Source organism: Candidatus Tisiphia endosymbiont of Thecophora atra (genome assembly GCF_964026395.1).
In the GTDB taxonomy this organism is placed as follows: Bacteria; Pseudomonadota; Alphaproteobacteria; order Rickettsiales; family Rickettsiaceae; genus Tisiphia.
Window position 1 is genome coordinate 1,126,101 of record NZ_OZ032145.1, and the last position, 12,586, is coordinate 1,138,686.

Consider the following 12,586-nt stretch of genomic DNA (forward strand, 5'->3'; position numbering starts at 1 on the left):
AATGCTTTAAGTAATCAGAATTTTAGTTTATTATAACTTTATAATTAAAATATCATGGTTTCTTATGGAAGATGTTAATAATTATTGGTATAATTCAAGATACCAGTCTTGTGCATATGCTGAGAGGTTGCTTAAGGAGTTAATTGTGCTAAATGAAAAAGTAAAGCAACCAATAAACATGTATGAAGTCAAAAAAGGTATCTACTATGCTAAAAAATATCATGGCAGTCAGATGAGGCAGTCCGGTGAACCGTATTACTCGCATCCGATTGAAGTGGCTTATATGGTTGCCCAGTACACAGCCCTAGAGCTTCCACAATATTTCAGAACAGACATGATTGTTACCGCATTACTACACGACACCATCGAGGATACACCACTTACCGAAAAGATGATAGCCTATATTTTTGGCAGTCAAGTGGCTAGTCAAGTGCAAGACTTGACAAGAATTAAAATAGATAGAAAAATTAGTGCAGTAGAGACTGTAAACTTACTATTCTCTCAATATAAAAAGGATGTATTACATATCAAATTATTTGATAGATTACATAATTTGAGAACTATTAGTGCTAAGTCTCTCGAGAGAATTAAAAAGATAGTAGAAGAGACTTTGGCTCACTTCATACCTCTTTCTATATACCTTGGAGTCAATAAAATAACAGAGGAGTTAGAGAGATTATGTTTAACGGCTTTAATCAGTAATAACTTACTTAATTTAGATCTTTTTGAGGATAATTCCCTACTTCTTTCTCCCGACTTCCGCATTTTTTAATAAGGCATAAGCTTAGAAGGCTCATAGTGCTAGGATTTTTAAAATTTAGGCACAACATTATTTTGTTATTTTAAATATATTTCAGCATGGTCTGAACGCTTGATGTTAAAGGTTTTATAGATTTTTCTAGCTTCGTTTTTTATTGCACTTGGTAGTCTATAAAGATCACCAGTCTTTGTATGTCTTAAGATTGAAGCCTGTACTGATATTAATAATTCAACGATGTTAGTTACACTGATCTTTTGGGTCAGAGCAACCTTGTATTCTATAGTTTTAAGCACTGCAAAACTCATATAACACACAGCTATGTGTGCTTCTATCCTTTGTTTAGTCCAGTGAAAAATTGGACGCATTTGTAAATTATGTTTATTGATTCTAAATTGCTCTTCAATTACCCATAATCTAGCATATTTTGCTATTGCTTCATGTGGAGTTATAGTTTGGTCATTGGTGATTACCCCATGTATGCCATCCCACAACGCATCCTGCTCTATCTTCTCTGCGTCAATATAGCTCTTGCCATTTTCACTAGAAGTATATTTTTTTACTCCACTATTAGATATAAGTTTTTTAGTACTACCAGACTCACCAATAGTCTTATTAATTTTATCTAAAATTTTTTGTCGCTCCTGTGCATCATTAATAGCCCTTTTAGATTTATAACTGGTAATTAGACGTTTACCATCATGCTCTAGATCGGCAATCCAAGTAAGATCATTGCCTATAACAGTAGGCTTATAGTTTTCCTCTGATAATATTTCTTCTTTCTTTTCTTTCTTGAGTGTTTTAAGCTTTGCTGCCACAATATAACGATAACCACCTTCATCGAGAGCTTGCAAGTTAGCTTTACTAAACATTGCACGATCAGCAATAAAACAGACATCTTTAACTTTAAGATACGCTTGCCAGCTGTTAATTGATTTAATTAAGGTGCTAACTTCTGCGGTATTACCACTAAACAGCTCATAGCCAAGTGGTAATCCATCCTCATTAGTTGCTAGGGCAAGAACTAGTTGGGTAGTATTAAAGCGATGATCTTTACTATAGCCAAAGGCTCTTAGCTCATCTATTTCTACTGATTCAAAGTATAGTGTAGTGACATCAAAAAATACTAGGCTAATCTCTTTATTAGGAATCAGGGTTAGGGTGTTTTTAAAGCATAATTCTTTAATTTTAGGTATTTGCTCATGTAATTTGTCCATCATCCGATAAGTAGCATCTAGATCATGATGCCTGTCAAATTGATCGCTTAAATACTCAACTATCCCTTTTTTACTATTTGGTCTTACCATACGGGCTAACACTAAATCCTTCAGCATCCCAGCGTCACGTTTCCTTGCTAGTAACTGGTTAAAATGCATTTGATCATAAACATGCCCCCCTATTTGATGCACTCCTTCAACAACTCGCTTGACTTCTACAACCTCATTTAGTTTTACTTCGTTAACAGGTAGAATATCTTTTAACAACTTGTTAGTTGGACGACCTCTTTTAACCTCGTTAGTATCATCAGTAAACAAATTCCTCTGCCCAATTGCAGCTTCTCTCTCAGCTTTAATCTTGGCAATCAAATCTTGTGCTAGGGCAACTAATTTAGCTTCTTCTACTTCATCTATGAAGACTCCTAAATGACGTACTATACGCTGTTTGACGTTACCTTTACTATCACGATAACCTTCCACTATTTGAATAGATTGCCTTGGACTATTAGGAGTTTTTTTACGACGTATGTACATATTAGGGCTATAAAATATGGGGCTATATTCAATTAATTAAATAATAAACAACATCGCAGTTAAAGTCAATAATAAAATATCTACTAGGCACAACAGAACGAGAGTACCACTTCACCTCCTTACTAATGCCACTTATAACAACTAATATCAAAAAATCTGCGGAAGTCAGGAAGAGACTTTGGCTCACTTCATACCTCTTTCTATATACCTTGGAGTCAATAAAATAACAGAGGAGTTAGAGAGATTATGTTTAACGGCTTTAATCAGTAATAACTTACTTAATTTAGATCTTTTTGAGGATAATTCCCTACTTCTTTCTCTAGGTTTCCAAAATGATTTAACCCAAATGCAAAACCTAAAATTGTAGGAACTATTACAATTAATATACCATAATTTCCAAAATAATTTGTTAAATAAACAAGTCCGAATGATGTTATCACATATATAAAAGCCCGAGACAAGGCATATAAGAAACTTGCATAAGTAAAACGCTTAAATACTGGGAAATGTTTATAGAAAATAGGCATAGCAGAAGAGTATGAAAGTGAAAACATAATAGTTACTAGTTGAAGTATAAGTAAATCAGATGGAGAATTTAAATTATTTAATAAATAAGGAAATATTAAGACGATAATAGAAAATATTATTAATTTAACTTTCAGAAGAATTAATGGATATATGTAACAACTTAAATAAGTCCATATTATAAAGCTCAAAACTTGTACTATAGAGATAATGAAATTATGATCTACTATTTGTTCACCACTATAACCAAAAGAACTTTTAAGAATATTGCTACAATGAAAGTAAATAAAATAAAAACATACTGGCCATGCACATTGAATTAAAAACAAAGAAATGGAAGATTTTATTTTAACCTTTTCTTGTACAATTGGATTAGACTCTATTGAGTCATGGTTAAACCCAGCTTTTTTAATAATATTTTTTACTCTACTTTTTGCATTTGCAAAATCAGGTGTTTCTCTAAGTTTAGTTCTAGCAATAGAACCTACTAATGCAATTCCTGCTCCAACCCAAAAAGCATAACGCCAATTAAAATTTTGTTTAATAGCAAGAGATGCAACTCCTAAGGCAGCAAACCCTCCTAAACTAGAAAATATAGTGATCATAGATACAGCAGGATATTGTACTGGTGGTTTTGTTATTTCAGTAACGTATATTTCAGCTCCTATTACTTCACCCATTGAAGACATACCTTGAACCATACGGCATATAGTAACCAGTATAGAAGCGGTAATACCAATTTCTGCATACGTTGGAAGAGTAGCCATTACAACACAAGAAATAGACATCATAGTAGTTGTTACGACTACGGTAACCTTACGACCAATATTATCCCCTATCCAACCAAATATTAAAGCTCCTAATGGTCTTAAAACGTAAGTAGAACAAAAAGCTAAGGCAGTATTCAAAGAAGCCGTCAAGGAGTTAGAAGATTGAAAAAACAATTCATTTAACAATACCGCCATATGTACATAAAGCATCAGATCAAAATATTCTAGGAATGTCCCAATTGAAAGCAATCCTACCGCTTCTTTTTGTTCTTTCGTTAGGCTTCTTTGTTCTTGCTGGTATCCTACCATTTATTCACCTTAAATATATTTATTAGTATTTATAAATACTGAAGATTTGGTTAATTAATAGCAAGAAAAAATAATGCAGAAAATTGAAATAATAAGTCTTAGTTGTAACAATATCACGGTTCTATAAACAAATTAGAAGGGGAAAAAGAGATATTGCTAACCATCTGAGGTTAAAGAGATATTGGCTGTCAAAAGTGCATGACATGTTAGTAAATTATTAAAATAAAATACTAACATTGTTGTTATGTGGATCGAATGATTTAAAGAATTGGCTTCGCAAATACTTGCGAGGAATTTGCGTATTCACGTAAGTTGATCTACACTTGGTCGCTCACCCACTGTTTTTATTGTCCCTATTCTTCAAATCTTCGAGTATATTTGCCCTTGAATTCGATATAAGAATTGAGATTATACTTATTATAGATATATCTACCGCTATAAATCTCGTTTATGTCTATCAATCTCTAGGATATCATCATTTTCTAGCCCTTGTTCTATTGCATGTTTTTCAAACATTGATTGCATCATACTAATATCTTGAAAATTTTCTAGATACTCTTCTAGTTTATCAAGCTCAGTCATACAGCTATTCTTATCGCCCTGTTTAAGATGTAATTTGGCTGATTCTACTAGTTGCTGTAATGTACCTAAAACATCCAATTTCATTAGCTCCTTCAGAATCACATTGCGTAGCATAAATAACACCTCTTTAAATTATATATCATATTTCTTATGCTATGCTAAGTAGTTTAGATGTCAACAATTTAATTTCTATTGTAATAAATAATTATCTTTAAAGAGTGAAAGTTTAAACCAGTAGTGATATTGTTCAAGAATTCATTATTTCAATTTTCGATATTATTTTTTTTGATATACTCAAATGATTTGAAGAATTGGATTTGAAAATGAATGGTGAGCATGCTAGGTATACATATAGTATAATTACGCATGCGAATCCATGATATTTTCAAAAAACAATTCTTCAAAGCAGAAGAGTATATCAATTAACCAAATCATTAATATCTACAACACTAGATATCTTTGGCAAACTTGCTTATGCGCAAGGATTTAAAGAAGCCACGGAATCTTGACCCACAGCGTACTCAAATGTATGTGAGGAGCAGAGGTAGCACGAATAAATTACCAGCAGAAGTCAGGTGAGGCTATCAATTAAATCAGCCATTTTTTTTTCATCTAAGTCCTCAAAGAAATCATCATTAATTTGTACAACTGGTGCATTGACACAAGCTCCCAAACATTCAACTTCTGTAAGGCTAAATTTTTTATCACTTGTTAGTTCACCAAAGTTAATACCAAGTTTTTTTTTACAAATAGTTACAATTTTATCGCTACCCCTTAGCCAACAAGGAGTAGTCCCACAAATTTGTATATGATATCGTCCTACTGGCTTTAGATTAAACATGGTATAAAATGTTGCAACTTCATATGCTCGGATGAAAGGTAAATTTAGAAAATTTGCTACATACTCTATGCAGCCTCTTGGTAACCAACCATTCATTTGGCGTTGTGCAAGGTCAAGTAATGGCAGAATAGCACTCTTTTGTTTGTTTTCAGGATATTTCTTAATGATATTTTGGGCTTTTTTTAAGTTCTCATCATTAAAACTGAAATTTAGTGATTCATCATTCATCGATCAATTTCTCCAAAAACAATATCAAGACTGGCAATAATAGTTACCACATCTGCCATCAAATGTCCTTTTGACATGAAATCTAGACCTTGGAGATGGGCAAACCCAGGGGCTTTAATCCGACATCTATAAGGTCTGTTTGTTCCATCAGAGTATAAATACACACCAAACTCGCCTTTTGGTGCTTCAACAAATTTATATATTTCGCCTTTTGGCACATCATATCCTTCAGTGTAAAGTTTAAAATGATTAATCATGGCTTCCATTGATTCTTTCATTTTTTCTCTTGAGGGTGGTGCAATTCTAGGATCATCAGTTTTAATAGCACCCTTTGGCATTTTTTCAAGACATTGCTGTATAATTTTAAGTGATTGGTACATTTCTTCAATACGAACCAAATACCTATCATAACAATCACCAGATTTACCAATTGGTATATCAAAATCTAGCTCATCATATACATCATACGGGGTAGCTTTTCTAAGATCCCATGCGATGCCTGAGCCTCTAAGCATTGGACCAGAAAACCCCCAATCCATAGCTTCTTTTTGACTTACTACTCCGATATCTACTAAGCGTTGTTTCCAAATTCTATTGTCATTTAACAGAGTCTCGACGTCTTCTAATTTTTTTGAGAATTGCTGAACAAAAATATTTATATCTTCTAGTATACCATTTGGTAAGTCTTGTGCAACACCACCAGGTCTAAAATAATTTGCATGCATTCTAGAGCCGGAGACACGCTCATAAAATTCCATAATTTTTTCGCGTTCCTCAAATAACCATAATAGAGGGGTAGTAGCACCAACATCTAGGGCTTGTGTTGTTATATTCAGTATGTGGTTAAGGATACGAGTAAGCTCAGAAAACATCACTCGAATAAACCCCGCTCGTCTTGGCACATTGCAGCCAAGCAATCCTTCAACTGCTAAAGCAAAAGCGTGTTCTTGGCACATTGGCGATACGTAATCTAACCGATCAAAATATGGTATAGCTTGTAGGTATGTTTTATGCTCAATTAATTTTTCAGTACCACGATGCAGCAATCCAATATGCGGGTCTGCTTTATTGATAACCTCACCATCCATTTCTAAAATTAATCTTAATACCCCATGGGTAGCTGGATGTTGTGGACCAAAATTTAATACAACACTTTTATTATTATCACCCACCTTGTTTTAAACCCCGGCAATTATTAATTTTAATCGAGTATATACCAAAATTTTTGTCCACTAAGTAAAAAAATTATATAATATTAAAATAATAGTATTACTTTTCCATGTCCTCTATTAAAGCTTGCTCTCCATCATTGAGATTTTTTGGAGAATAAACTTTGTGGCTCTTTGTATCTTTTTTTTCGATAGAATGCAATTCATAGTGAGGGGGAACTTCTAAGGTTTTATTGCGTTGTACCCTATACTCATCAGGACCAGGTGTCACTATACCTATTGTTTCTTTTACTTTTTTATTGCAGGCAGACAGTGTTACTAAGCTAGCAAATAACAAAAAAATTATACGCATATACCCTTCGCCTTTCAAGTGTTGGCGTTGTTGTACTTCGGGACTTCGCGTACTCACGTAGGTTTGACTACGCTCCGTTCGCTTGCCACTCGTACGCCTAGCCAACTCTTGAAATTCATCTTGTATACTCTTTTGCTTTAAAGAATTGGTTTCTGTAAATATTATCGGGGAATTCGCGTACTCACATACCTTATTGTACTGCTTGTACTCGCTCCCCCCTTGTTTGTTTCTCCCATGCTGCAAATCATTTGAGTACATATATATCAATCCTCTTTATAAATTTATATTTTTCTTAAAATCAAGTTCACGAATCCTATCCGCTTCAGTTTGCAATCGAGCGTGATTATATTCAACATCTTGTTGTTGTTCAACAATTTTCTTGGTCTTATAATAATCATGTAATAAGAATATTGCACCTAATGAAATGAAACTATCTGCTAGATTAAATACCGGAAAAGCAAAATCTTTATAGTGAAAATAAATAAAATCAAATACCGCCCCATGAACAAAACGGTCGATCAAATTACCAATAGCACCACCAATGAAAAAACTACAACCAACAAAGCTTGGCATCGTCTTACATTTTAATAAGATATACCACAAATATGCTATAAGGGCAGAGTTAACAACTATAAAAAGCATATTACTATACTGATAATAATTTCGAAGTATCCCAAAACTAATTCCATAATTCCAAACATAAACCATATCTAAAAAGCTGGTTACTTCTAGTGTTAGACCAACTTTACCTCTTAGATAATTTATAAAATACCATTTTACTAGTTGATCTATAATTACTAATTTAACAATTATACGACTACTTTGGCGAATAATTAGTAATATTTTCTTAAATATTGATGGTATACGCATATTAGAATTTAATTTTTGATTATACTCTTCTGCTTTGAAGAATTGTTTTTTGAAAATATCATGGATTCGCATGCGTAACTATACTACATGTACGCCTAGCATGCACAACTATCGAAAGTTCAATAAACGTCATTGCGATGAGCGTTGTTAGCCCTAAACCGTCATTGCGAGCGAACGTACGTGAGCGCGGCAATCCATGAAGCTTGTCATATGGATTGCTTCGTCGACCTACGGTCTCCTCGCAATGACGTTTGTTGAACTTTCGACAGTTGTGGCCTAGCATGCTCACCATTCATTTTCAAATCCAATTCTTCAAAACAGAAGAGTATATATTCCTATTTGATAAAGTTTTTATTGAAAAAATACCTCAGGAAAAATAATCACATTAAGTCTTCTTTATTAATCCTTTCTAGACATATCTTTTCAGTCACTATCTTTAATTCCTCTACCCGGTTAATAAGGTAAAGTAATTGTTCTTTACTAATTGTATAATCTTGATCATACCTTGCGTCAACATAAGCATTTCGCAGTAACGTAAAGCAATCTTTTTGCTCCTGAGTCTCATGTGGAAATATCTTATAGAGATCGTAATGATGATTTCTAGCCCTATCGCCAAGTCCCAGTATATCATGTGACTTGGCCTTGTAACCAGTAAAAACTAACAGGATAGCATTATAAAAGCTCTCGGTAGCTTGGTGAAGCATAAAGGCTGCATTATTCAATTGTTCTATATCCAAACACAAATGAGCGAGCGACAGAAAGTCCTTAGCTTTTTTAAACCAATATTTAAAATCTTTCTCAGCTATTGGTCTACGTTCCTGCCATGATAGTTCCTTAGCTTCAGACAGTATAAATTCACCACTATCATATAAAAGAATTCCCTCTTTCTTGATATCACTAAAGAAATATTGCCCTTTTTCCAGTTGCCTATTTACCAACCTAATAGGTTCAAGTATCAGAGTAATTGGTGGTTTTTCATCTAATGAGAATTTTTTACTTAGCCTGTTCTCTATCTTATATTGTAGGTTGATAGCTGGATAGCCAGCATATTCTCCATTCTTTAAAATCAACAAAAGATCAAAATCACTTTGATACTTATAATAACTAATATCTCCTAACTTCTCTATATCCTCTACCCAATCTCCTCTAGCATAAGAGCCAAATAAGATAATCATTGCTATTTTTGATTTGCCTACATATAGGATTTCTTTAACAATATTATCTAGCTTTTCTTTAATCACTAGTGAGCGGTCAGGTAAGGTAGTTTTCATAAAGCTATTTTTTTATCCTAGATCAACTATATACCAAATATTTAAATAATCAACAACAATTTAATCATAAATTATAAAAATAATTTATGATTATAATCAATAGTTGTTATCTGTATCATAATCAGTAACAATAAACCCCAGCATTCGGGATAAGAATTAACTAATTCTTATCCCGAAATGGCTTTAATATAAGGAAAGATGCATTCTTAAAGCGGTTTTGCGAATGCATTTTAAACCTTTCTAAAGCTAAAAACATGATTTGAAAAGATTAAAATCATGTTTTTAGCAAAATGGATTGCCACGCTCACGTACGTTCGCTCGCTAATAGACATATACGTCTATTAGCAAGGAGACCGTAGGTCGACGAAGCAATCTATAATTTCACCGAATTTGGGATAAGAATTAGTTAATTCTTATGAGTAGTATACAAGACATGAGGCAGCCTAGATGTCATCCCAAATTCGCATAAATCGCTACACTTCCCTAGAACTAGGGTCTTTTTTGATACCAACTAGTTTGGGGGATGGAGTAGGAGGAAGGGTTTTGTATCCATCTTTTGGGGTCATGGGGAGATTTTCTCCAATAGCTTTTGCTGCTGACTGTAACTTTGGAGGGAATTGTCCTTTTGTTGCATCAACGTTAGCAACAGGGGTAGACTTAATCTTCTCTAGCTGCTGGATGACTTTGTCTCGTTTCTCCTCCCTATCGTCATTATCCCAAGTGTCGTTATCATTAATAAGTTCAATTAGCTCCTTATCATTTTTAACACCAGCCTCCTTCATAAGCATGTTAAGAGTATTTTCATCAACAATCTTGTCTTCAATAAGTTTTACAAGATCAGCATGTTCAGGTTCATCATCATCATCTTGAAATGCCTGATATCTCTTTGCTATAGCCTTATCAAACTCAGCTCCCAGTGGGCTAGGAGAGCGAGTAGGGGATGTTTTTTGTTCTTTCTCTAGTTCTTCTAGTGCTTTATTTCCCCCTGATTCAGATAGCTTTTTTTCCCTCATCTGTGCCTTCAGTACCAGTTCAGCCAATAAGTCTCCCCTCTCATTACCTTGTCCTTTCGCTGTTGCTACTGTTGCTTTGTCATGATCAGAACCTGACGGCGAAGGTGGTGGAGGTACTGGATGAGTTGTTGTGGATGCTACCTTTTTAAGTTGTATCCCCGTCCTAATTTCATCCAATAATGCTCCCCTATCTTCTCCTTTCGGTGTTACTACTGCTGCTGCCTTCTGAGCTTGACCTGCCGTAGGTTCTACAGCCGGTGGCGGAGCTGGTGGAGGAGGAGGCGGTGGCACACTTCCAGTTGTGTGCTGAGTACCTTGTGGCAATGGAGGAGGTGGTGGCGGAGGAGGTGGTGCTGCCATAGCATTTCCTGCTGTTCGCTGAGCGGCATGTAAACCTTCTATCGGAGGAGGTGGAGGTATATTACTTACAGGTGGTAACGGTGGAGGTGTTGGTATATTTCTTTCCACTGCTTGCTGCCCCTCTTGATGCTGCACCGATGGAGGCGGTGGAGCTTGACGCAGTAGTGTATTTTGACCCGGCAACGGAGGAGCTGGAGGTATAGCAAATCCTGCTGCTTGCTGCACGTTCTGCACCGATGGAGGCGGTGGTGCTGGACGCAGTATTGTATTTTGACCCGGCAACGGAGGAGCTGGAGGTATAGCAAATTCTGTTGCTTGCTGAACCTCTTGGTTCTGCAACGGGGGAGGAGACGGTGCTTTACCTTTACCAGCTATATGTGCTTTTCGTTTAGTTTCCTCTCTATGCTGAATATTTTGTGAATCCTGCAATGATGTATGGATAGGGGATGAAAGAGATCTTGTTATAGTGTTTTCCGCTGCTTGATGAATAGCTAGATCTGGCATCGACGTAGTACCCATAAGTGGTGGAGGTGGTGCTTGGCGTGTAGGTATCCGTTCAGGCATTGATGATGACAGGGCTTGAGATTGAGCCAAATCTTGGCTTGTAGACAATGGCTGTGAAGCAGTAACTGCAGCTGTAAAAGTGGACTCAAGCTCACTGCTTAAAGCTTCTACTTTGTTTAACCTAAGGTTTATTGGACCTCTTCCTTTAAGCTTTTCTAATTCTTTCTGCAACCTATTTTTTCTAGCTACTGTTGAATCTTCTATGTTTTTACCAGCGATCTCTAATCCCTGATCAACCTTTTTTAATATTTCATTATTGTGGGTTATGTTATCTTTTAAAATTTGTTCTGGAGTATTTACAAAAATATGCTTGATTTTTGCAGTAATTTTTTTAAGACCGTCTAGCCATGTTGATGGTAATTCTTCCCGCAATTCTGCTAATTCTTGCTTTATTGAAAGAAGTTCTTTAATATTATCATTAGCCTTTACCAACTTAACTAGATCTTGTTGTACGTGTACCAGTCTTATTCTTTCTTGATGTAGTGCCTTCGCTTCATCAGTATTATAAACTTGTGATACAATTTGGCTAAAATTTTCATGAGATATACCCAAATTTACTAAGGATTCTGTTAATCGTTGTACCCGTTTTAGTTGTTCCTCTGATAGTTTTTTGGTTATGATCTTATCAAATCCTGCTTGTAACTCTGTATCTATAATTCTCTGTAAAGATAAGTTTTTTTTACCTACATCTCTTAATGTATTGTCAACATCTTTGAGTACAGCTCTATTGGTTCTTCTCTTTTCTTCAGCAATTTCCTCATCATTTTTTATAAACAGATATTTTACTTGTGCAACAGTATGTACAAACCTTTCAAACCAAGGTAAAGAAGGGTATTCTTTCTTTAAATCTTCTACTTTCTGTTTTAGCTGTCTACTATCGTCTAGTTGTTTATTAGCCTTTAAAAGATTCTCTACAGAATTTATTGTATCCAGTAATTTACCTTTTTCCTGTGATAACACGCTTTCTATTTGTTGATCTTTATCTTTCGACATGTAAATACCTCCTTATTAACTCTACTAAATGTAGGGTAAGCAAAAAAGATGTCATTCCCGCGTAGCTAGCGGAATCTACAAAATAGCCTGAAAGGCTATTAAATGATTATGGATTTCCGCCTACGCGGGCAGGAATGACATCTTTTTTGCATTGATTACAACTTTGAAATTACCCTGTGGCATTATGTAAGCAGCTTTAAAGCAGCTTGTCAAATTAATACTTGAATTTTT

General features: G+C 34.9%; 10 protein-coding genes. 1 reads left to right on the forward strand and 9 read right to left on the reverse strand.

Going from position 1 to position 12,586, the window contains the following annotated elements:
- Positions 1-64: 64 nt before the first annotated feature.
- Positions 65-772, forward strand: coding sequence for an HD domain-containing protein (locus tag AAGD45_RS05445; protein WP_341760948.1), 708 nt, complete (start codon positions 65-67; stop codon positions 770-772).
- 65 nt (positions 773-837) lie between these two features.
- Here AAGD45_RS05445 and AAGD45_RS05450 read toward each other — a convergent pair whose 3' ends face one another.
- The 9 genes from AAGD45_RS05450 to AAGD45_RS05490 all read right to left on the reverse strand — a co-directional run bounded on the left by AAGD45_RS05450 (position 838) and on the right by AAGD45_RS05490 (position 12,355).
- Complete coding sequence (locus tag AAGD45_RS05450) at positions 838-2,508, reverse strand: IS1634 family transposase (protein ID WP_341760830.1); 1,671 nt, start codon at positions 2,506-2,508, stop codon at positions 838-840.
- 278 nt (positions 2,509-2,786) lie between these two features.
- On the reverse strand, positions 2,787-4,112 hold the full coding sequence (locus AAGD45_RS05455; protein WP_341760949.1) for an MFS transporter: 1,326 nt from the start codon (positions 4,110-4,112) through the stop codon (positions 2,787-2,789).
- Between the two features lie 435 nt (positions 4,113-4,547).
- Positions 4,548-4,808, reverse strand: coding sequence for a hypothetical protein (locus AAGD45_RS05460; protein ID WP_341760950.1), 261 nt, complete (start codon positions 4,806-4,808; stop codon positions 4,548-4,550).
- A gap of 457 nt (positions 4,809-5,265) precedes the next feature.
- Positions 5,266-5,763 (reverse strand): NADH-quinone oxidoreductase subunit NuoE, encoded by a 498-nt coding sequence (gene nuoE, locus AAGD45_RS05465; RefSeq protein WP_341760951.1) that lies wholly within the window; start codon positions 5,761-5,763, stop codon positions 5,266-5,268.
- On the reverse strand, positions 5,760-6,935 hold the full coding sequence (gene nuoD / locus AAGD45_RS05470) for an NADH dehydrogenase (quinone) subunit D (protein ID WP_341747507.1): 1,176 nt from the start codon (positions 6,933-6,935) through the stop codon (positions 5,760-5,762). Before nuoD ends, nuoE begins: the two co-directional genes overlap by 4 nt.
- 97 nt (positions 6,936-7,032) lie before the next feature.
- Positions 7,033-7,542, reverse strand: coding sequence for a hypothetical protein (locus AAGD45_RS08740; protein ID WP_410521055.1), 510 nt, complete (start codon positions 7,540-7,542; stop codon positions 7,033-7,035).
- A gap of 15 nt (positions 7,543-7,557) precedes the next feature.
- Positions 7,558-8,148, reverse strand: a complete 591-nt coding sequence (gene lspA, locus AAGD45_RS05480) for a signal peptidase II (protein ID WP_341762221.1) — start codon at positions 8,146-8,148, stop codon at positions 7,558-7,560.
- Positions 8,149-8,534: 386 nt separating this feature from the next.
- A complete protein-coding gene (locus AAGD45_RS05485; RefSeq protein WP_341760952.1) occupies positions 8,535-9,425 on the reverse strand; it encodes a HEPN domain-containing protein in 891 nt (296 codons plus the stop codon).
- 473 nt (positions 9,426-9,898) lie between these two features.
- Positions 9,899-12,355, reverse strand: coding sequence for a WH2 domain-containing protein (locus AAGD45_RS05490; RefSeq protein WP_341760953.1), 2,457 nt, complete (start codon positions 12,353-12,355; stop codon positions 9,899-9,901).
- Between the last annotated feature and the right edge of the window lie 231 nt (positions 12,356-12,586).

Bases quoted from the DNA above. Each gene is read 5' to 3' on its own strand.
- AAGD45_RS05445 (WP_341760948.1), top strand. From the start codon at position 65: ATGGAAGATGTTAATAATTATTGGTATAATTCAAGATACCAGTCTTGT.
- AAGD45_RS05450 (WP_341760830.1), bottom strand. From the start codon at position 2,508: ATGTACATACGTCGTAAAAAAACTCCTAATAGTCCAAGGCAATCTATT.
- AAGD45_RS05455 (WP_341760949.1), bottom strand. From the start codon at position 4,112: ATGGTAGGATACCAGCAAGAACAAAGAAGCCTAACGAAAGAACAAAAA.
- AAGD45_RS05460 (WP_341760950.1), bottom strand. From the start codon at position 4,808: ATGCTACGCAATGTGATTCTGAAGGAGCTAATGAAATTGGATGTTTTA.
- nuoE (WP_341760951.1), bottom strand. From the start codon at position 5,763: ATGAATGATGAATCACTAAATTTCAGTTTTAATGATGAGAACTTAAAA.
- AAGD45_RS08740 (WP_410521055.1), bottom strand. From the start codon at position 7,542: ATGTACTCAAATGATTTGCAGCATGGGAGAAACAAACAAGGGGGGAGC.
- AAGD45_RS05485 (WP_341760952.1), bottom strand. From the start codon at position 9,425: ATGAAAACTACCTTACCTGACCGCTCACTAGTGATTAAAGAAAAGCTA.
- AAGD45_RS05490 (WP_341760953.1), bottom strand. From the start codon at position 12,355: ATGTCGAAAGATAAAGATCAACAAATAGAAAGCGTGTTATCACAGGAA.